This window comes from Phocaeicola sp. (assembly GCF_057861905.1).
Genome location: NZ_DBMACV010000030.1, coordinates 15,325 through 36,215 on the forward strand (window position 1 = coordinate 15,325; position 20,891 = coordinate 36,215).

16 protein-coding genes are annotated in these 20,891 nt (G+C 41.5%); 7 read left to right on the top strand and 9 right to left on the bottom strand.

The genetic code is table 11. The features are described from left to right. Positions 1-130 precede the first annotated feature (130 nt). Complete coding sequence (locus tag ACZM60_RS07585) at positions 131-886, bottom strand: NigD1/NigD2 family lipoprotein (RefSeq protein ID WP_489521196.1); 756 nt, start codon at positions 884-886, stop codon at positions 131-133. A 196-nt stretch (positions 887-1,082) separates the two neighbouring features. Between ACZM60_RS07585 and ACZM60_RS07590 the strand changes: the two genes are divergently transcribed. Continuing rightward, the gene (locus tag ACZM60_RS07590) at positions 1,083-1,742 is read left to right on the top strand and encodes a lipocalin-like domain-containing protein (protein WP_489521197.1); all 660 of its coding nucleotides are present in this window, start codon (positions 1,083-1,085) and stop codon (positions 1,740-1,742) included. Positions 1,743-1,851: 109 nt separating this feature from the next. Here ACZM60_RS07590 and ACZM60_RS07595 read toward each other — a convergent pair whose 3' ends face one another. Next, a complete protein-coding gene (locus tag ACZM60_RS07595; RefSeq protein ID WP_489521198.1) occupies positions 1,852-3,564 on the bottom strand; it encodes a glycoside hydrolase family 43 protein in 1,713 nt (570 codons plus the stop codon). Positions 3,565-3,874: 310 nt separating this feature from the next. Here ACZM60_RS07595 and pfkA point away from each other — a divergent pair, with 310 nt between their 5' ends. Further along, a complete protein-coding gene (gene pfkA / locus ACZM60_RS07600; RefSeq protein WP_021971742.1) occupies positions 3,875-4,855 on the top strand; it encodes a 6-phosphofructokinase in 981 nt (326 codons plus the stop codon). A gap of 74 nt (positions 4,856-4,929) precedes the next feature. On the opposite strand, the gene ACZM60_RS07605 is transcribed toward pfkA, so the two are convergent. After that, positions 4,930-5,583: an HAD family hydrolase gene (locus ACZM60_RS07605; RefSeq protein WP_021971743.1), complete on the bottom strand. Its 654-nt coding sequence runs from the start codon at positions 5,581-5,583 to the stop codon at positions 4,930-4,932. A gap of 400 nt (positions 5,584-5,983) precedes the next feature. Between ACZM60_RS07605 and ACZM60_RS07610 the strand changes: the two genes are divergently transcribed. The 5 genes from ACZM60_RS07610 to ACZM60_RS07630 all read left to right on the top strand — a co-directional run bounded on the left by ACZM60_RS07610 (position 5,984) and on the right by ACZM60_RS07630 (position 10,792). Continuing rightward, positions 5,984-6,643: a DUF2490 domain-containing protein gene (locus tag ACZM60_RS07610; RefSeq protein WP_489521199.1), complete on the top strand. Its 660-nt coding sequence runs from the start codon at positions 5,984-5,986 to the stop codon at positions 6,641-6,643. A gap of 127 nt (positions 6,644-6,770) precedes the next feature. Then, complete coding sequence (locus ACZM60_RS07615; protein WP_021971746.1) at positions 6,771-7,274, top strand: nitroreductase family protein; 504 nt, start codon at positions 6,771-6,773, stop codon at positions 7,272-7,274. A gap of 135 nt (positions 7,275-7,409) precedes the next feature. Next, the gene (locus tag ACZM60_RS07620) at positions 7,410-7,667 is read left to right on the top strand and encodes an OadG family protein (protein ID WP_021971747.1); all 258 of its coding nucleotides are present in this window, start codon (positions 7,410-7,412) and stop codon (positions 7,665-7,667) included. A 30-nt stretch (positions 7,668-7,697) separates the two neighbouring features. Continuing rightward, positions 7,698-9,557 (top strand): biotin/lipoyl-containing protein, encoded by a 1,860-nt coding sequence (locus ACZM60_RS07625; protein WP_489521200.1) that lies wholly within the window; start codon positions 7,698-7,700, stop codon positions 9,555-9,557. Then, complete coding sequence (locus ACZM60_RS07630) at positions 9,557-10,792, top strand: sodium ion-translocating decarboxylase subunit beta (protein WP_021971749.1); 1,236 nt, start codon at positions 9,557-9,559, stop codon at positions 10,790-10,792. The genes ACZM60_RS07625 and ACZM60_RS07630 overlap by 1 nt, the downstream gene beginning before the upstream one ends. 443 nt (positions 10,793-11,235) lie before the next feature. Here the strand turns inward: ACZM60_RS07630 and ACZM60_RS07635 are convergent, their stop codons facing one another. From ACZM60_RS07635 to ACZM60_RS07660, 6 genes are all read right to left on the bottom strand, one after another. Next, the gene (locus tag ACZM60_RS07635; protein WP_021971750.1) at positions 11,236-12,492 is read right to left on the bottom strand and encodes a phosphoglycerate kinase; all 1,257 of its coding nucleotides are present in this window, start codon (positions 12,490-12,492) and stop codon (positions 11,236-11,238) included. Positions 12,493-12,666: 174 nt separating this feature from the next. Further along, positions 12,667-12,840 carry a response regulator transcription factor gene (locus ACZM60_RS07640; RefSeq protein WP_489521204.1) on the bottom strand — a complete coding sequence of 58 codons (174 nt, stop codon included), beginning with the start codon at positions 12,838-12,840 and terminating at the stop codon, positions 12,667-12,669. Positions 12,841-12,843: 3 nt separating this feature from the next. Next, a complete protein-coding gene (locus ACZM60_RS07645; RefSeq protein ID WP_489521201.1) occupies positions 12,844-13,314 on the bottom strand; it encodes a response regulator in 471 nt (156 codons plus the stop codon). Beyond that, positions 13,311-17,690, bottom strand: a complete 4,380-nt coding sequence (locus ACZM60_RS07650) for a sensor histidine kinase (protein ID WP_489521202.1) — start codon at positions 17,688-17,690, stop codon at positions 13,311-13,313. The genes ACZM60_RS07645 and ACZM60_RS07650 overlap by 4 nt, the downstream gene beginning before the upstream one ends. Positions 17,691-18,100: 410 nt before the next feature. Beyond that, the gene (locus tag ACZM60_RS07655; RefSeq protein WP_489521203.1) at positions 18,101-19,993 is read right to left on the bottom strand and encodes a BACON domain-containing protein; all 1,893 of its coding nucleotides are present in this window, start codon (positions 19,991-19,993) and stop codon (positions 18,101-18,103) included. Between the two features lie 52 nt (positions 19,994-20,045). Further along, positions 20,046-20,753, bottom strand: a complete 708-nt coding sequence (locus ACZM60_RS07660) for a leucine-rich repeat domain-containing protein (RefSeq protein ID WP_021971755.1) — start codon at positions 20,751-20,753, stop codon at positions 20,046-20,048. Positions 20,754-20,891: the final 138 nt, after the last annotated feature.

The following is a 20,891-nucleotide window of genomic DNA, read 5'->3' on the forward strand; positions in this document are numbered from 1 at the left end:
TTTTTCTGATGCCAAAAAAGTCCCGGCAAGCATGCTGAAGGTTTGGGTGTTACAAAATAATAGAATATGGATTACATGCTGCCGGGACATTATTGTCTGGTAAATCAGACTATATGAAACAATAAGCTTGCTATTTTAATTGATAGCTGTTTCTTACCGATGTGATAGCCGGATTTTGTGGAGCCGTCGGCTTACGTGTACAATAATCAAATTCGGCCGATTTCTCTCCACTGAATGATTTCCATTTCAGGGTTAGTTTGACTGTCTTTCCTTCCGTATCGGGCAGGCCATCCAGTTTGAAAGCAACCAGTGCATCACCATATTCTCCCGACGTATCACCATATGCATTGTGTCTGAATTCAACTTCGTATGGCTTTTCAGGATTGATTCCGGCAAGCAGATTGACGTAATGTGCTTGCGAACTGTTGCCCCATATTGTACGGAAGCGTAGTGTCAGGTATCCGTCTTCGGCAATGGTTACCCAGTCTTTTACGATTTCTACCGGGTCTGTACCGTATGTCTGGTCATTTCCTTCACCCAGATTCGGAGCAATCGGTTTGGTAAGTATGCTGTCTATCCAGTTTATTCGTACGGCTTTGGTATATGCCCCACTTGCTTCGTTTACTTCTTCTATATTGGCTATCGCACGTACTTCCTTTTCTCCGAAGGGAGATGTGGTATAGTTTACTGGCAGTAGGGTTGTACTGTCATCCAGTTGCAGGAAGAACGTATTGTCTGTGTCGGTCTTTGCGGTAACTAACGCATTCGGAGTATTGAGGTAATAATAGTTGTTATCATCATCGTCCAGGCAGGATTGTAGTCCAGCCATGCTGGCGATTGCCGCAGCTATAACAACTCCTTTGCGGAAAGAAAAAAGTGTTTTCATGATTGTTCTGTTTAAATTAATTGTTGAAGTTTCCTTTTTTACTCTTTAAATGTGTGATAGATATGAATCCTGCATTGTCAATAGTTAATTTATTCAAATCTCTGTTTGCTCTTTATTTTCCGAATTTCCTTTTTTCTTGCAGATTTCATTGATTCTTGATAACTTGCATTTTATCATTTTTATAAAATCCAATGTTATGAAGAATCTTACTTTATTAAATGTGCTTGTGTTGGGTAGTGCAGTCTTGTGTCCGGCTTGCAGCGATGGAAATATAATAGAAGGTGCATGGGTAGAACCCGTACCAGGCATGAAAGGGATGCAGCAAGGCTTTATGCTTGAACCTGACGGCAAGGCGACTTCCATCAATATGGCTACACTTCAGTATGAATCGTGGAAAAAGGAAAACGGAATGCTGATTCTTTCCGGAAAAAGTATCGGTAACGGGCAGACGATAGCTTTTGACGATACGTTGTTGATTAAGGATTTGTCGGAGCAGACTTTGCTTCTCGAAAAGAATGGAGTTGCCTATGCTTATACAAGAGTTACGGAAGGAAAGGCTGGAAAAATACAGAGAAAAGAATTAGACGAGCAGCCGAAATTGGTAGAAGGACGGCTTATCATCGGACACGAAGTTTATTCTTTTGTTGCCGATGGCGATACGGCTGATTATTGGGTGATAGACAAGACCGGAGAACTTTACAAGCAATACGATGAGCTGACTAAAGGACAGAAGAATGGTACGCCGGTACATGCAGTACTGGAAGTGTTGGATATGGGAAAAACCGATGAAGGATTTGCTGCCGAATACGACGGAGTATATCATGTAATGAAGATAGACACATTGTCGGCCGAGTAGTTTTTGCTGTTGGAGCTCTGATGAAAAATCCGGCTCGTTGCTGATTCTTGAGCATGAGCCGGATTTTGGAAAAATGATTTTCTGAGAATGTATAATGTGAAAAATAACTTTATTTCAAGTTCACCATATTGGCCGATGTTGCATAAAGACCTATCATGTTTCCGGTGAATCCACCCGCAACATTCGTCGACAGGATATCTCCCGATACAGTCCCTCCCAGATTGTGGAATGACGTACCGTCAGTAGAATAACTGAAAGTATATTTGTCACCCTGTGCTTTTATTTGCAGTCGCAGGGGACGGCTGATGTCGATGACAGTACTTCCCAGTATGGTAGATTTGCCGTTGTCTGTACGTTGTAGCAACAGGAGATAGTCTTTTCCGCTGCGGGTAACTCCGAAAATGTAATTAAACGATTCATTCTGATAACATATCATCCCAGCCAGGTCTTTTTCTGATGCAGGGGTGTATGTCAGCTCTACCGATGCTGTAAAGTTATTATGCTGTTGCCGGAAGAATAGGGTAGAAGTTGGTTTGGCCTCTGTGATATCGGTTGCATACGGAGTGATTTGCAACCCTTTATCTCCGGTTGTGATAAATTTCTCTCGCATGTCGCGGATTCCTACCCAGCGACTGTCCAAATGTGTGGAAGTCAGATCGTCAGAAAACGTAAAGTTTGCATTTGGTACGTAACCCTTTTCGCCGGTATGATTCTGTACACCTTCCGGCATTTTCAGTTTAGGAAGTAATGGATCCATACCACCTTTAAATACAGGAAATTTGCCCGACCAGTCTACTGGCAGGATAAAAGTTTCTCTTCCCGTATTTACTCGGTTGCATTCATTGGGGCGTACAGCAAGGAATACCCCGTACCAGTCTCCCGAAGGTGTTTCTACTACATCGGCATGTCCGGCCCATTCCACTTTGTTCGGGCGGTTGGCTGGGAGATGTCTTTGAGAGAGTATGGGATTCACTTCAGCCGGCACATAGGGACCTGTTGCATTGTCGCTTATGAATACGACCTCCGAGTGGTTGTCGCCCGTACCTCCCTCGGCGCACATCAGATAATATTTCCCTCCTTTTTTATATAGATGTGGAGCTTCTATCCATATCGGTTTTTTATTTATGTCTGTTCCTCCGTTTACTATCACTCGGTCTGTACCTGCCATCACTTGATCCTTTTGTATGTCGTATTCCCAAATTTTGATAACTCGATGCCCTTCGTACAGAGCATGTTCGGGAGCATCGTTGTGAACGACATACGCTTTTCCGTTGTCGTCGAAGAAAATAGATGGATCAATCCCGTCGAAATTCAGCTTGACCGGGTCGCTCCATCCTTTTTCCGGACTGGATGTCTTAACGATGATATTACCCATTCCTCCTCCTATATGGGTCGTTATCATATAAAAGGTATCATTGTATGGATTATATCGGATAGTGGGTGCGTATATGCCTTCGCTTATCTTGCAGTTTTGCAGTTTCAGTTGGGTAGGACGTTCCAGGGCATGTCCTGTCGGTTCCCAGTTTACCAGATCGGTGGAGTGAAAAACCGGAACACCCGGAAAGACGGCAAACGAAGAACATGCCATGTAGTAGTCATTTCCTTTACGGCAAATGCTGGGATCCGGGTAGCATCCTTGCAGGATAGGTGTATAAAATTCGTCTGCGGCAAGAGGATACTTTTGGTAGATTTCATCTTGTCCGGTATAGACAAAATGACTGAATAAAGGTTTTTCGGGAGCAGATGCCGGTAACTTGCCGGCATAAGCGGAACTTGCCAGCCCTAAGGCGGCAATAGTTAATAGACGAACGTGTGCTTTCATGTTTTTAATGTCGATTTTAATCATTAATGTTATGTCAAAATTAATAAATTAAAATTTGACAGATTGACAGCTATGTTGCAAAAGTTATTCCATTGCTAACATTTTTAGTCTGTCTGATAGCTTGAAAAGCTGGTAATGTACGGTTTATGCAAGAAAATGTAACGTGAGGAATATTGCAGCTTTTTTATTGTCGGCCAGCGAATTTTATAGATATTTATACATGCAGATTATTTTGTTTTCGGGAAATGTCCTATTTTTGGGGTACCGTTTTCTGGTATTTATGAATTGTAAAATTCAACAAGCGAGTTATATGAAACAAATTAAGTGTATTGGTATCCTGACATCAGGAGGTGATGCATCAGGAATGAATGCAGCAATTCGTGCTGTGACGCGTAGTGCTATTTGCAACGGTTATACGGTAAAAGGTATCTACCGAGGGTATGAAGGTTTGATTCGGAATGAGATTAAGGATCTCACGACACAGGATGTCAGCAGTATTATTCAGCGTGGAGGTACAATCCTGAAGACTGCACGTTCGAAGGATTTTATGACTCCCGAAGGACGTAAGGTGGCATACGATAATATGGTAGCCGCAGGTATTGATGCTTTGGTTATTATTGGTGGAAATGGTTCACTGACCGGAGCACGTATATTTGCCAATGAATATGATGTACCGTGTATCGGTTTGCCGGGAACCATCGACAATGATTTATATGGAACCGATTCTACTATCGGATATGATACAGCACTAAATACAATTGTAGAGTGTGTGGATAAGATTCGTGATACGGCTACTTCGCACGACCGTATTTTCTTTGTGGAAGTTATGGGACGTGATGCCGGTTTCCTGGCACAGAACAGTGCGATAGCTTCGGGTGCGGAAGCTGCCATTATCCCTGAAGATCAGACAGACGTTGACCAGCTTGAGAAGTTTATCGGACGTGGTTTCCGTAAGTCGAAGAACAGTAGTATCGTAATTGTATCGGAAGCTCCGAAAAATGGCGGTGCTATGTATTATGCCGAACGTGTGAAAAATGAATATCCGCAGTACGATGTGCGTGTAACCATCTTAGGACATTTGCAGCGAGGTGGTTCTCCAAGTGCTTACGACCGTATTCTGGCAAGCCGTCTGGGCGTGGGAGCTATCGAAGCATTGAAGGAAGACCAGCGTAACGTAATGATTGGTATCCGCAATGACAAGATTGTATATGTTCCGTTCACGGAAGCTATCAAGAAAGACAAGCCGCTGGATAAGTCGTTGATAAAAGTGCTCGATGAGCTTTCTATCTGATAAAGTTTTTTAATGCGCCACAGGTTATGCAGGTTCCGCTTGAGTGGAAACGTACAAGACCTGTGGCGCTTTTTTTATGCAGTCAGAAATTTCAGGATGTCTTCCGTACGATCGGCAATGAAATCGGGATGATAAGCTTCCAGCTCCGTGCGCGGACGGAACCCCCAGCTTACACCTATAGTTGTTACCCCGGCATTTATTCCGGTCTGCATGTCGACACTCGAATCTCCCAGATAGACTACTGCTTCTTTGTTAACTCCTGTTTTTTCAATAATCTCGAAAACAACGCTCGGATCGGGCTTGGCAGGTACTCCTTCTCGCTGCCCGAATATCTGTACAAACTTTATTTCCGGAAAGTATTGCTTGATCAGTTTATAAGTAGCCTCCTGATACTTGTTGGAAGCAACGGCCAGCATCATGCCTCTTTGCTGTAGTGTATCCAGTACATTGACAATACCCGGATAGGGACGGCTGAGGTCGGCATTGTGTACATTATAATAAGGAACAAACAGCGAACGTATTTTCTGAATATTGGCTTCATTGCGTTCACTTTCCGGCAGGGCGCGCTCAAAGAGCTTGTTGATGCCGTTTCCTACAAAGTAGCGGTATGCATCTGTATCATGCGTAGGGTATCCACATTCGCGCAATGCATAGTTGGTAGCTCCTGCAAGGTCGGCTATCGTATTGAGCAACGTTCCGTCGAGGTCGAAAATTGCTAGTTTTTTCATCTTTTCATTTCTTGTTTTTGGTCGTGCAAAGATATAATAAATGAATGAATAATATCCTTTCGAAGCGAAAAAGCGCTTGTTTGTCGGTTGTTGGCGACTGCCCGTTTCATTTCTGGGCAGAGATGAATGAAAACGTCGGCGGAAACTGGAAAAAACGTCGGCACGTTTTTTTTAAATTTGTACAAAAGATTTTAGAATTTGTACAAATTTTCCAGAAGACTTGCAGAGCTTCTGACCGGAAGTAGAAGAAACTTTTTCGGTATGAGGGCATTTTATTTGTATGACTTGGAGAAAAATATTAATTTAGAGGCTGTACATACTGTCTGAACGAAATGGACCGACAGGTCTGATGGATATACAGTATGTGCCAGTCTTGGGTTAATCCTGATAAACAGTTGCTATGAAGAACAAAATACGATTTGCTCTTGGGTGGACCTGTCTGGTTGTGTTGGTATTATTGTCGGTCTGTACAGTCTGTGCTCAGTCGGATGATTTTACTACATGGACCGGAGTGAAGGTTCATCACCGGCTGACAACCCGCTGGAATGTGTCTGCCATGGCAGAGTTCCGTTCGAAAAATCATTTGAAGGAGGCCGACCGTGTCAGCTTTAACTTGGGGGCTTCCTATGATATCTGTTCCTTTCTGAAATTTTCGGGAGCATACGAGCTTCACTATCGGAACAGGGGAGATGAAGGCTGGAAATTTCGGCATCGTTATTTGCTGGGACCGCAGGCAAGCGTAAAATGCCGGAACTTTAAGTTTTCCCTGCGTGAATATTTTCAACAGACAATTTCTGAAGGAGAAATGGAAAGCCGGCTTCGTTCGCGTATCAAGGCTGATTATGCTCCCGGTGTCTGGAGGGTACAGCCTTATTTCTCGGTGGAGCTTTATCAGCCGATAGGAGGAGAGGCTTTTTTCAGTGTGGCACGGATGCGTTACCGTCCGGGGATAAACATCCGAATTTCGAAGAGGTGTTCGTGTGATGTCTTTTACTGTCGCCAGTATGAGCCGGAACGCTCTGTCAATATTGCGGGACTGGAATTTTCGGTCGGCTTTTGATTGCCTTGCTGGGATAAAACATGTTTCGGTGAAGTGAAGTCACGATAAGATAAAAAGAATGCGGATGTCTTTTTATGAAAGAACTTTCGTACTTTTGCAATGGTAATACTTAAATTTTTTTGATAAGATGAATTTTCTGGAATTGGTAAAAGCTCGTCATTCGGTAAGAAGTTATGTAGAACGCCCGATTGAACAAAGTAAATTGGATTATATATTGGAATGTGTGCGTCTGGCACCGTCGGCTGTAAACTTTCAGCCATGGAAATTTTCGGTTGTAACCGAGAAAAATCTGCTGGATGCCCTGAAATCGACCTATCCTCGTGAGTGGATAAAGACAGCTCCTTGTATCATTGTAGCCTGTGGCGACCACGATGTGGCATGGCACCGCAAGCTGGACAACAAAGACCATACTGACGTAGACATTGCCATTGCCGTGGAACATTTGTGTCTGGCAGCAACCGAGCAGGGACTTGGTACGTGCTGGGTATGCAATTTCGATGTTCCTCGTTGCAAGGAAATACTGGGATTGCCCGGAAATATGGAGCCGATAGCCCTTATTCCGATAGGGTATGCTGCCACTCAAGACGTTCCGGAAAAGACTCGTAAGCCCGTACAGGATATTTTATTCTGATAAATTTACATTATTTAATAGGGGATATTTACGAATTGTAATCTGAATCAGTAATTTTGGGACACTCTTTAGAATTTCATATTCTGGAGAGTGTCTTTTTATTTTTATATTATTGATAACTTACTTATAATTATTATGGAGAACATCGGAATAGGATTATTGTTAATGGTAGTCGGAATGTGTACCGTTTTCTTGATTCTTCTGATTGTTATCTGGTTAAGTCAGTTCCTCATTTCAGTAGTGAATAAAATAGCTCCCGAAGAAGCACCCAAGAAAAAGCCTGCTACAAGTGGACCTTCAACGGATGCCGGAGCAATGGATGCTATCAAAGCTGCGGTGGAAATCTTGACTGCCGGTAAAGGTCAGGTGATAAAGATTGAAAAATTGAAATGATTCTGTTAAGAAAAACACATTACTTGCACAATGGAAAAAGAAGTAAAATTTAGTCTGGTCTTTCGTGATATGTGGCAGAGCGCAGGAAAATATGTGCCTCGCGTAGACCAGTTGGTTAAGGTTGCCCCAGCCATTATCGAAATGGGGTGTTTCGCTCGTGTTGAAACAAACGGGGGCGGTTTTGAACAAGTTAACTTGCTTTTTGGAGAAAACCCGAATAGAGCCGTACGTGAGTGGACAAAGCCGTTCCACGAAGCGGGAATTCAAACGCATATGTTGGACCGTGCCTTGAATGGTTTGCGAATGAGTCCGGTTCCTGCCGACGTACGTAAATTGTTTTACAAGGTAAAGAAAGCACAAGGTACAGATATTACTCGTACATTTTGCGGACTGAATGACGTTCGTAATATAATCCCTTCAATCGGTTATGCTCACGATGCTGGAATGATTTCTCAGTGTTGCTTGTGTATCACATATTCACCGGTACATACGGTAGAATATTATCTGGATATGGCAAAGAAGTTGATTGAAGCCGGATGTGACGAAATCTGTATTAAGGATATGGCAGGTATCGGACGTCCGGTTTTCTTAGGTAAAATCGTTGCCGGTATCAAGCAGATAAAGAAAGATATTACTATTCAGTATCACTCTCATGCCGGACCAGGCTTTAACATGGCTTCTATTCTCGAAGTATGTAAGGCAGGCTGCGACTATGTGGATGTTGGTATGGAGCCTTTGTCATGGGGTACCGGACATGCCGATGTTATCAGTGTGCAGGCAATGCTGAAGGATGCTGGTTTCAAGGTTCCTGAAATCAATATGCATGCTTATATGAAGGTTCGTTCGCTTATTCAGGAATTTATGGATGATTTTCTGGGTTTGTATATCAGTCCGCGTAACCGTCTGATGAACTCCTTGCTGATTGGTCCGGGACTGCCGGGTGGTATGATGGGTAGCTTGATGGCCGATCTGGAAACAAACTTGGAGTCTATCAATAAATACAAGGCTAAACGTAACTTGCCGTTCATGACACAGGATGAATTGCTCATCAAGTTGTTCAACGAAGTTTCTTACGTATGGCCGCGTGTCGGCTATCCGTGTCTGGTAACTCCGTTCAGTCAGTATGTGAAGAACCTGGCCATGATGAATGTTATCCAGATGGAGAAAGGTAAGGAACGCTGGGGTATGATTGCCGATGATATCTGGGATATGATCTTGGGTAAGGCAGGACAATTGCCCGGCAAGCTGGCTCCTGAAATTGTTGAGAAGGCAGAACGTGAGGGACGTAAGTTCTTTACCGGCAATCCGCAGGATAATTATCCGGATCAGTTGGAGAAATATCGCCAGATGATGTGGGAGAAGAAATGGGAAACCGGACAGGACGACGAAGAGTTGTTCGAATATGCTATGCATCCGGCTCAGTATGAGGCTTACAAGAGTGGTAAGGCGAAGGCTGATTTCCTGGAAGATGTAAAGAAACGCCGTGAAGCAAAAGAGGAAGTACATATGGCAAACGACCAGACCAAGATATTGACTGTCGATGTCAATGGTCAGCCGTATCGTGTGACAGTAGCCTTTGGCGATGTCAATCCGGCGACTTTACATGGCGCTCAGGCTGTTGCATCAGAAGGACAGGCTGCTCCTGCTCCGTCGGGCGAAGGCAAGGAAGTGCTTTCACCGCTTGAAGGTAAGTTCTTCCTGACGAAGAATGCGCAGGAAACTCCGCTGAAGGTGGGCGACAAGGTAAACCAGGGCGATGTGATATGCTATGTAGAGGCTATGAAGACTTACAATGCTATCCGTGCCGAATTCAGTGGTACCATAACAGCCATTTGTGTTAATTCAGGTGATTCCGTATCAGAAGATGATGTATTAATGAAGATATTATAATGGAAGATATATTTGCAAGATTATATGATATGACTGCGTTCAGCAATATTGTTGCTGATCCGCGGTTTCTCATCATGTATGCCATTGCCTTTATACTCCTCTATCTGGGTATCAAGAAACAGTATGAACCGCTGTTGCTGGTGCCGATTGCTTTCGGGGTGTTGCTTGCCAATTTCCCGGGTGGCGATATGGGAGTAATTCAGGCCGATGAAAATGGCATGGTGATGGTGAATGGAGTGATGAAGAACATTTGGGAGATGCCGTTGCATGAAATCGCTCATGATTTGGGACTGATGAACTTCATCTATTATATGTTAATCAAGACGGGATTCCTTCCTCCTATCATTTTTATGGGAGTAGGTGCGCTGACCGACTTTGGTCCGATGTTGCGTAATCTTCGTCTTTCTATTTTTGGAGCAGCAGCACAGTTGGGTATCTTTGCAGTATTGCTGGTAGCTATTCTGATGGGCTTCACTCCGAAAGAAGCTGCTTCACTGGGTATCATCGGTGGTGCCGACGGTCCGACTGCTATCTTTACGACAATCAAGCTGGCTCCTCATTTGCTGGGTCCTATCGCTATTGCTGCTTATTCGTACATGGCGCTGGTTCCGGTTATCATTCCGCTGGTAGTTCGTATCTGGTGTACCAAGAAAGAACTTTCCATCAATATGAAGGAGCAGGAGAAGAAATATCCTTCGAAAACAGAGATTAAGAACTTGCGTGTACTGAAGATATTGTTCCCTATTGTGGTTACTACTATTGTAGCTTTGTTTGTGCCAAGTGCTGTACCTTTGATTGGTATGTTGATGTTTGGTAACTTGGTAAAGGAAATAGGTACAAATACTTCACGTTTGTTCGATGCTGCTTCCAACAGCATCATGAATGCAGCAACAATCTTCCTGGGTATTTCGGTTGGAGCTACCATGACTACAGATGCTTTCCTGAACTGGACTACCATCGGTATCGTAGTAGGTGGTTTCCTTGCCTTTGCATTGTCTATATCAGGCGGTATTTTGTTTGTGAAGGTTGTTAACCTCTTTACCAAGAAGAAGATTAATCCGCTGATTGGAGCTACTGGATTGAGTGCTGTTCCGATGGCAAGTCGTGTGGCAAATGAAATCGCACTGAAATACGATCCGAAGAATCATGTGCTTCAGTATTGTATGGCAAGTAATATTTCGGGTGTTATCGGTTCGGCTGTTGCAGCCGGTGTGCTGATTTCATTCTTAGGATAAGATACTGACTCTCTTTTGATATTTTAGTATAAGGCTCTCTTTATGTTTCTTGTTGGCATCTCTTGTGGTTGCTGATCGACTGGAACATAAAGGGAGTCTTTATTTATTGTGGGGATTGATATTCATAAAATGGTGTGATACTGATAAGATTCTTTGCTTGTTGGAATATTAGAATCGATATCTGATATGTGTATGAAATGTCCTTCAGAAGAGGAAGCAAAAGATAGTTTTGAGTGTTGTTGTGCATATAATTTAAACATGCTATTTATTCCTTTCCGTCGAAACTTGAATGATTTTCGGAGGAGCGGAAGAGGTTTATTAATTCAAGCAGGGATTTAAATAGAGAATTGGAAAGAGATATTAATGAGGATGAAAATAAAAAAGGGTAACTCTTCTCGCGAAGAATTACCCTGGGGTTATAGAAAAATTTAAGGGGGCTTTTATTATTTATCGCCACGGATAGCAGCAATACCCGGAAGAACTTTTCCTTCGATAGCTTCCAGCAAAGCACCACCACCAGTAGAGATGTAAGAAACCTGATCAGCCATACCAAATTTATTGATACAAGCTACAGAGTCACCACCACCGATCAGTGAGAATGCACCTTCTTTAGTTGCTTCAGCGATTGCTTCAGCAATTGCCTTAGAACCACCAGCGAAGTTGTCGAATTCGAATACACCGGCAGGACCGTTCCACAAAATAGTCTTAGCACCTTTGATTGCAGCTTTGAACTCTTCGCAAGTCTTAGGACCTGCATCCAATCCCATCCATCCGTCAGGAATGTTCTTGTCGTCGCAAACCTGAGTATTGGCATCGTTTGCAAATTTATCAGCAGCGATACAGTCGCAACCCAGAACCAAGTTTACGCCTTTAGCTTTAGCTTTAGCGATGATATCCAAAGCCAAATCCAATTTATCGTCTTCTACCAGTGAGTTACCAATCTTACCACCCTGAGCTTTAGCGAATGTAAATGCCATACCACCACAAAGAATCAGGTTATCTACTTTGTCCATCAAGTTTTCGATGATACCGATCTTAGTAGAAACTTTAGAACCACCCATGATAGCAGTGAACGGACGTTTGATATCTTTCAATACGTTATCAACAGCTTTTACTTCTTTTTCCATCAGGTAACCCAACATCTTGTGGTCTGCATCGAAGTAATCAGCGATAACAGCTGTAGAAGCATGTTTACGGTGAGCTGTACCGAAAGCATCCATTACATAGCAGTCTGCGTAAGAAGCCAAAGTTTTAGCGAATTCTTTCTGGCGAGCTTTCATTTCTTTCTTTGCATCTTCGTATGCAGGATCTTCTTTTTCGATACCTACAGGTTTGCCTTCTTCTTCAGGATAGAAACGCAGGTTTTCGAGCAACAATACTTCACCCGGTTTCAAAGCAGCAGCTGCATCCTGAGCTTTAGCGCAGTCTGGAGCAAATTTTACAGGAGTACCCAGAGCAGCAGCAACAGCGTCTACAATCTGGCTCAAAGAATATTTAGCGTTTACTTTACCTTTTGGCTTACCCATGTGTGACATAATAATCAGAGCGCCACCGTCTGCCAAGATTTTTTTCAGAGTAGGCAGAGCACCACGGATACGAGTATCGTCTGTAATTTTACCTTCTTCATTCAAAGGTACGTTGAAGTCAACGCGAACGATTGCCTTTTTTCCAGCAAAGTTGAATTTGTCAATAGTCATCATAATCTCAATATTTTTTGTTTAAAGTTGTTTATAATCTTGCTTTGAGTTGCAGCGCAAAGTTAAGAAAAAAATGTGACGAAGTTCAATCTCTTTCATCTAAATTCGTTCGGGTGTGTTATTTTCTATTAAAAAAGAGTGCACAGTGGCTGTTATAGCTGCTTGTATGACTGAGAATTAATCTATAAGTTTGTTCTTGTAGGCAAATACAACAATTTCGATAGCCGATTTGCAGTCGAGCTTGCTTTTTATCCGGTCTTTATATGTTTCTACCGTATTACGGTCAATATTCAGTTCGTTTGCTATTTCTTTGCTGGTATATCCGTTGGCAAGAAGTTGGATGACTTCCAGTTCTCAGTCACTTAATTCGTATGGTTTTCTTTTCTTTATGTTCTCTTCTCCGCCGAAAGCTTTCACAATATCATTATAAGCTATTGTATTGCCAAAATAGAAACCTTTTCCCTGAGCTACGGTCTGAATGGCACTAATCAAATCTTCCGGTTGAGTATCTTTAGCCAGATACCCGTTTAATTGCATTTTCAGTGATTGGATAATATAACGTATTTCTTTATAATGAGAAAGAATTATAATTGGCATTTCCGGATAGGTTACTTTGATCAATTGTGCAAGATCAAGCCCGTCTGTTTCTTCTTCCAGACTGATATCCAGTATGGCCAGGTCGTATTTCTCTTTGCGTAGCAATTGTTTTGCTTCGTCGGGAGTTTGTGCTGTAGCTGCTACGTTTAAGTTGTCCGACCGTTTGAGAATACTTTTCATTCCCTCCAAATGTATTTCAGAGTCGTCTACAATGAATATTTTTATCATTTTCTAAAGGTTTTATGTAATGTAAATGTAAATATGCTGCCTTTCCCTTTTGCACTTTTAACCTGAATGTTTTCTTCCAGACGGTTAATAAATTCGCTGACTATCAGTAATCCGAGTCCTGTTCCTTCTTCTTTTTCCGTACCCAGAGAAGATACTTTTGTTCCAATTTGGAAGAGTTTTTCAATTCGTTCTGGTGATATGCCGGTTCCACAGTCTTCTATACTTATGTACCAGTAGTCTTTATCTTCTTTAGCCGATATATGAATATATCCCTTACGATAAGAATATTTTATAGCGTTGGCTATCAGGTTTCTCAATATAGTAGATACCATATTTTTATCTGTATATACGATGATCGGCTGGCTTGGAGCAATAATGGTTAACTCTTTCTTCTGTATGTTAGGATTTAAGAGTTGTATTACAGCCTCTATTTCATCTGTCAGATTTGTCTGTCGGAAAACTGGTCTGATCATTTCCTTTTGTGAAAGAACCCATAACTGAAGATTGTCGAGAAGTGCTTTCCCCTGATGTGAGGATTTACAGATCATTTGTATTTTTTGAAGTTTCTCTTCGTCATTCAGGTCGTTATATCCTTCCAGCAGTGTGGCCGATAAGACATTTAGATGATTCAGCGGACTTTTCAAATCATGCGAAACGATGTTGAAAAATTTGTTTTTGTTTTCCATTATCCGATACAGTTTTTCAGTCCTTTCCTTCACGAGAGCTTCCAGTTGTTCATTCTCATTTCTTAGTTGTCGTTCTCTGAATCTGATTATTCCCCAGATAGCCAGTATACCACTTCCGATGAGCAGTATGATAAACCACCAGGAGTAATACCACGGAGTTGCGATATGAATGAAAAGTTTAGCTGTCTGGTTATTCCATTCTCCATAGCCATTAGTCACTTCTATTTCGAGCCAATATTTGCCAAAGGGTATGTTGGTATATTTGGCGGAAAGTAATGGGGGAGTGGTATAATTCCATTTTTTTTCAAAAGGGACCAGTCGGTATCGATACTTCAAGTAAGGGCTATATGCATAATCGGTAGCGGCAAAGTCGATTTCAAATGAATTTTCTTCTGCTTTGAGATTAAGTTTCCACTCTTTGTTTAAATTGGCAGGGAAGGCTGAACCATTTACTTGAATATCAGTCAGCATTATCTTCTGTGAAGGAAGAGGGCGACTCAGCACTTCCGGATCGAAAAGGCTGAATCCATACATGCTGCCAATAACAATGTTACCATTATGCAGTCGGCAGATAGCTTTTGACAGGTCATTGTTCGGGAGCCCATGATATTCGTAGAATCTTCGCAGAATGTTTCCGGTAGAATCTGATAATAGCAGTCCGTCATTGGTTGTAATCCATAACTGCTGTAGAGAATCTTCCTGAATGCCCTTTATCTGAAAATCTCCTGTCTGACTGATTCTTTCGAATTGTTTGTGCTTTTTGTCATATCTGACCATTCCCTGATGAGTTCCTGCCCAGATAGTTCCATTCCGGCTACAGAAGATACATGCTACATAATTGTCGGGCAAACTGTTGGGATTCCATGGCTGATGATAATAATGAGCTATGGTATCAGCATCGATGGACAAGACATTGATGCCTTTTTCTGTCGTGCCTATCCAGATATTTCCTTGCTGGTCCTCGGTAATACAGCTGGTTAATCTTGAGGTAAGGCAGTCGTTGCCAGGCTGTGTCATATCAGTAAAATGTTCATTTTTCGTATCGAGCAGGCAAAGTCCCTGAAATGTTCCTATCCAAAGTTGCTTATTAGGCCCTTCCGATATGGAACAGACATTGTTATCGATGAGGCTGTTCGGATTGAAATCGTCATGCTCGAATACACTGATTTCATTGTCGGTTAATTTTGCCAGTCCGTCGTTGGTCGCAATCCAGCACGTCTGAAGATCAGGTAAATATAGATCCCTGATCTCTGATCCGGGAAGTCCCTTTTTACTATTTGCCATAAAAGGAATGTGAGCAATCTGTTTTCCTTTGCGGAAAATATATAGTCCTTTACTGCTCCCAGCATATACATCACCGTTTTCCTTTTCGCGTAGGATATTGAAGGATTGAATCTCGGATGATACTCGACTCCAGTTATTATGCGGTCGGTTCTGTTTCCATAGTGCATGAGATGTTCCAATCCACAATTCCTTATTACGAGTTTGTAGTAAAACTTTGATGTTCTCATTTTCTGACACCAGATCCGTATTGTACGAAGCCAGCGGCATGCAAGTCTGTCTTAGGGTATCAATCAACATAAATCCTTTGTCACAATAAACGATGATGGCATGCCCGTCGGCAGAAAGTGTCCAGGCAAAAGATTTATTTTCCGGCATGGAGCATACTGGATGTACGGAATGATTCGTAAGGTCCATGTACATTATTTTTTGCGCATTAGCCATATAGAGTCTGTTGCTTCCTGATAATAATATGTAATCACATCCAAATTCATTCGGAAGCGAAAAAATCTTTGCCTTACTATATTGGTAATATCCTTTTATAATATCCAGATTTGTATAATCATCCGGAAAATGTTCTCCAAACTTGTAGAATCGTTTTTCTTTATTGTCATAATAGCCGAAATAAGTATTCTTGCCGTTCAGAAAATATTGACTGCGGACTTTATCATAGATGATTTGCTCTATTTTTCCTTGTGGGAAGCACGGTACATTGTTCGGGAAGTAATGTTTGAATTCAAACCGTCCTGTTTTACGGTCAAACAGGTTCAGTCCGAAGCACTCCCAGGTGATGCACCAGAAACGTCCTTTCCGGTCTTCCAGAAAACCATTATACCAGTTTGCGCCAAACGGGTTGCCTAACCATAGGCGCGGGTAGTGATAGTCCGGTTTTTTACTCCATAACGCATAACGTTTCCATAGTTTGTTTTTCGGATTATAGACGTTGAATCCTACATGGTTCCACAGACCTACGTAAATCATGCCTTTTTTATCCTGATATAAAGATGATACATGGTTTTCGTCCGGGTACCTGAAGTGTAAGTCTGCATGCAGGTATTTCTGATAATTGTCGGCCAGACTTTCGTTCAGAGTTTGTTGCTCACTGTATATGGCTTCATGTCTGATATACTGGCGGATGACCTCTTTTTCACGTTGGAAAGTTGCATAGTCGATGTTTTTTGTCATCAACCGGTAGTTGAAGTGAGCAATATTTTCCTTTTCAAAATCGAAAACGTAGCTTCCGTCGTTTTGAGTTCCTACCCACAAGCGCCGGTCTTTGGCTTCCATCAGGGCAGATACGTTGTATCCCTGATAGGTATGAAACAGGTTTTTGTGTGGTGCATACATATTAATTCCGTTGTCAGTCCCAATCCAGACGCATCCGTCATTTGATGTGTACAAGCAGAATATTTTGTTGGAAGACAGGGAATTGGAATTATCCGCTACGGATACAAACTGTTCGATTTTATCTTGCGGATAATGCCATCTGACAAGTCCTCCGTAGCCACCTATCCAGATACAGTCTTCTTTGTCGGTAACTGCACATGTTGCTTCGAACGGGACGGAACGATAATGGACAAACTTATGCTGTTCGAAATCATATTTCTGTATAGAGCCGAATGACGAAGAAAACAAGCTGCCGTCCTTGGCTTTTACAAAAAAAGCCGATTCGAGCTTCATGCCCTTATCCGACCAAGTAGGAGCCGAAAACATTTTATGTGTTTTTTTTGAAAAAACAATTCCCTGCAAGGTACGTCCTCCTATCCATAAAAGCCCGAGAGAGTCTTCATATATTTGCCAGTAATAGTAATTTCCCTCGTTTACTCCGGGAGTATGCTTGAAGTGTGTCCATCGGTTCTCTTTCTGGCAATAGCATGTCAGGTAGCCCTGAGCCGTTTCTATCCATAGATTCCCTTCTTTATCGGCATGAAGTGCTCTGACAAAGTTATTTTTCAGTCCGTTTCGGGTATCATATCTGTAAAATTTATTCCGGACATTGTCGTAACGGTTCAGTCCGTTTTGTGTACCTATCCATAGATTACCATATGGGTCTTCTGATAATGCTGTGACAACATTGTTTGATAAGGTGTTTTTGTCTTTTCTCGAATGAGTAAAATTTACGAAATGTATTCCATCGAATCGTGAGAGTCCGTTTTCTGTTGCAAACCACATAAAGCCGTATCGATCCTGTAAGATATTCAGTACTTTATCGGAAGCAAGTCCGTTTTGTGTGGATAAATGAATGAAGTAAGAATTATCGTTTATGTAACGTGACGCCGGAGGTCTCTGAGCATGAATTGGTGAAAGTATATATAATGCGAGCAATAGAATCCCTGTCCACTTTCTGATTGTTTTTAAAACATCAGACTGGAGTCTGAAAAACTCATTTGAGTTTTTGTCGGGATGCATATTTTACCTTTGTTTTAAAGTGTTAATAATTAGACAAATGTATAAAATTTTCTTATCTTTGGTCTGCTTGCATAAGAAAATTCTAAATTTTTCGTGAAGATAGACTAATAATATGGATTTGTTGTCGCTATAAATAGGAGATACGTATGGAAAATATAACTACATAATAGGGTCGTAAAGATACCATTACATCAATATTGGGGATAAAGTTCAGCCGATTGCAGAAAAAACGTCTTGATGTTTTTTTATTTTTTGTACAAAAGATTTTGAAATTTGTACAAAAAATAATGGAAGACTGATGATCTTTTTCGTATGATATAAGCTGAAGTTGGTCAGTAAATCTCGAAAGTTAGTCTTAAAGCTTTTGTGGGCTTTGAAGACTAACTTTCGTTTTTGTCAGCCGAGCTGGGCTATTGTTTTCGGGTGCCTGTTATATTTCCATCGTAAGTAAGAATGGTGTGATAATACTTGCCAAACCCTTTACCTTCAAAATCACTTCTTCCGCTAATTATGCCATTGGCGGCATCGTCGCTAATCCGTTTGATGGTAATTTGTTGCTGTATATCTATTTTATCCCAGTTGTCGTTGTCTTCCCTTATTTCATTATATTCCGACATTTTTAGGATAAGCTGTCCTTCTTCATCCTCACTAAGCGTTATTTTCATTTCGTCTATGTCCCCGGTAGGAGAGAGATCTACTCCTTCATAATTCAACGTAAACTTTTGGGTTGCGACATCCTGTATATTCAGGTCAAATTTAATGATAGAGGAGGTACTTTGCCCTTCTGAAGTTACAATGTAATTACCTTCAAAATACCATGATGTATTGTTCCATCCTTGATCTGCCGACTGTACAAGTTCAATTGTACGGTCTATCCAAGTGCCGTTTTCTATATATCCTGTCACGGTAAGAAGTCCGCTGCGAGGTTCTCCCGTTGTATTTTCTTTGACTTTAATGTAAAAAGAATTTTCTGTTTCGTCGATGTCGGCTACCCATTCCGGCCATGCCGTGACTTTCCACGATGTAATGCGTTCGTTGGTATATACATATACTCCACGTGTTGAACCTTCTGGCTTGAAAGATAGTCGGGATTCGGACAATTCAAAAAGTACTCCTTGCTGGACGACGGCAAATGTTGCGGGAGGAATTTCCGGAGTATAAGTTTGTGTCGTTATTTTAACCTCGCAGCTTCGTGTTTCTGTTCCTTGATAGGCTTCGACTTCTACTACAACCTGATTGCCTTGGCGGGAAACTTTGCACCAGTCGGCATGACTCTCCACCTTCCATTGAGCTTGCGAACTGACGTCTACCAGATAAGTTGCGGCATCGGGACCAGCTTCTATTACTGTCGGCGAAACTTTGATTTGCCATTCTTCTGCATCAAATATAGGATCCATCTTTGGCTTATTGTGGGATTTTTCATAAAGAAGTTTATCTCCGTGGTCGTTTAATCTGCCACTGAGATCTATAATTTGTTCAATGACACCTTCGATTCTGAATTTAAAATTCCATGCTTTATTTTCCCATTTGATGTCTAAATCATTTATTGCATTGATTGAATCATCGAACCACGAAGCTGTTTTTACATTCCATAATCCTGATTTGTATCCTTCATTTATAACCGCTTGTATGAGGCTTAGATATGGAGACGGATTGGGTTTGTTGGGTTTTACAACGGATCTGGCAATTACTCCGAAAGCTGCGACCTTAAATAGATAAGGGATAATCATTTTTTTTGTATGCTCATCCCAGGTAAAGTTGCGGATGCCTCCGGCCGTTTGTTCATACCATTTCTTAAATGGTTGTGAAAAAGTCCATACCAGACTTTCGAAGGATCTGGAAGCAGTATCTCCAAAATCGTATGGAATGTCCCAGTAATATTTTATATTTTCCTGACTGTCGATTGTTGCAAGGTCGAAATTACTGTCGGTAATGTTTCGGATAACGAATGTTGTTTCTTTGTATGTCAGCATTTCGGGGATTCCTTCCGGATTAACCATGATAGTTAATTCTTCCCGTTGTTCTCCCACACCAAAATCTACCAGAAACAATCCATAGCCATTGTCTGCATTGAAATCTCCCATAATGTAGCTTCCGTCCTGACACAGCATGAGAAAGTCTGCGTTTTCCGTAACATCGGAAATGTTAATCATTGCAACAGGATTTGTATCATCCTCATTCTCGTCCTGGGAAGAAGGGTCAGAACTGTCGGAACAACCTGTCAGAGATAAGATAACCAGCGCCGACATAACGAGTGACAGCCACTCTCTGAATTCGTTTTTTAAATTGAGTAATGTCTTCATAGCTTTATTTTTATTGGTTGACTGTTACATCATAATCTGTTTCAATAGTAAGTTATTCTGTTCTTATATGGGTAAAGGCTTTCCAGTCGGCTGCTTGCTGATAGTGTGCAAGATATTCCGCTTTGACAAACAGTGTGCAGTGCGATAGCAGTTGTTTATTAAAAGTATAGGCTCCAACCGTCGGAGGAAGTCCCATGCAGTGTATTTCATTCAAATTGTCGCAGTGTGTAAAAGTACAACTGCCAATTTTCTTTAATCCACTGCCTAAGGTGATTTTTTCCAAGGAGAAACAACCTCTAAAAGTTGAATTACCTATACTTTTGACAGAATCGGGGAGAGAGAGTTCTATCAGTTCATGACATTCGGCAAATGCTTCATCTTTTATCAGCCGGATGCTTGAGGGAAGTTTTATATAACAAACCGTACAGCATCCTTGCATCCCTCGTTTTCCTATGGATACTACTTTTTTGTTTTCGATATTTTCGGGTATTTCGAGATAAGCTTTTTCGCAGTTATGTATTGCTTTCATTTCATATTTATTAGCCTCTATGAGAGATTCACTGTCTTCTACTTTTAATATTTTGATAGGAACTATCTCGAGTTCGTGCTTTCCTATTATGCGATAGCCGATTCCATCGATGGTATAGCTGATAGAAGGTTCACCTATTGTTGCGAGAAATCTTTTAAGCGGATTAAGGAATATCCTTATAAATACGATTGTTGCTGTAAAATAGATAAAGGCATATATAAATGTATCCATGGTAAAGTATTAAAATGTGAATCGAATAATAATGTGATATAAATACGTGAGTTCGGGATAAGAAAGTATCTTTAAAAGTTGGTAATCACCGAATTATTTTGTATATTTAAGTCTGACAAACAATTAATTACAAATTAA

Bases quoted from the DNA above. Each gene is read 5' to 3' on its own strand.
- ACZM60_RS07585 (WP_489521196.1), bottom strand. From the start codon at position 886: ATGAAAACACTTTTTTCTTTCCGCAAAGGAGTTGTTATAGCTGCGGCA.
- ACZM60_RS07590 (WP_489521197.1), top strand. From the start codon at position 1,083: ATGAAGAATCTTACTTTATTAAATGTGCTTGTGTTGGGTAGTGCAGTC.
- ACZM60_RS07595 (WP_489521198.1), bottom strand. From the start codon at position 3,564: ATGAAAGCACACGTTCGTCTATTAACTATTGCCGCCTTAGGGCTGGCA.
- pfkA (WP_021971742.1), top strand. From the start codon at position 3,875: ATGAAACAAATTAAGTGTATTGGTATCCTGACATCAGGAGGTGATGCA.
- ACZM60_RS07605 (WP_021971743.1), bottom strand. From the start codon at position 5,583: ATGAAAAAACTAGCAATTTTCGACCTCGACGGAACGTTGCTCAATACG.
- ACZM60_RS07610 (WP_489521199.1), top strand. From the start codon at position 5,984: ATGAAGAACAAAATACGATTTGCTCTTGGGTGGACCTGTCTGGTTGTG.
- ACZM60_RS07615 (WP_021971746.1), top strand. From the start codon at position 6,771: ATGAATTTTCTGGAATTGGTAAAAGCTCGTCATTCGGTAAGAAGTTAT.
- ACZM60_RS07620 (WP_021971747.1), top strand. From the start codon at position 7,410: ATGGAGAACATCGGAATAGGATTATTGTTAATGGTAGTCGGAATGTGT.
- ACZM60_RS07625 (WP_489521200.1), top strand. From the start codon at position 7,698: ATGGAAAAAGAAGTAAAATTTAGTCTGGTCTTTCGTGATATGTGGCAG.
- ACZM60_RS07630 (WP_021971749.1), top strand. From the start codon at position 9,557: ATGGAAGATATATTTGCAAGATTATATGATATGACTGCGTTCAGCAAT.
- ACZM60_RS07635 (WP_021971750.1), bottom strand. From the start codon at position 12,492: ATGATGACTATTGACAAATTCAACTTTGCTGGAAAAAAGGCAATCGTT.
- ACZM60_RS07645 (WP_489521201.1), bottom strand. From the start codon at position 13,314: ATGATAAAAATATTCATTGTAGACGACTCTGAAATACATTTGGAGGGA.
- ACZM60_RS07650 (WP_489521202.1), bottom strand. From the start codon at position 17,690: ATGCATCCCGACAAAAACTCAAATGAGTTTTTCAGACTCCAGTCTGAT.
- ACZM60_RS07655 (WP_489521203.1), bottom strand. From the start codon at position 19,993: ATGAAGACATTACTCAATTTAAAAAACGAATTCAGAGAGTGGCTGTCA.
- ACZM60_RS07660 (WP_021971755.1), bottom strand. From the start codon at position 20,753: ATGGATACATTTATATATGCCTTTATCTATTTTACAGCAACAATCGTA.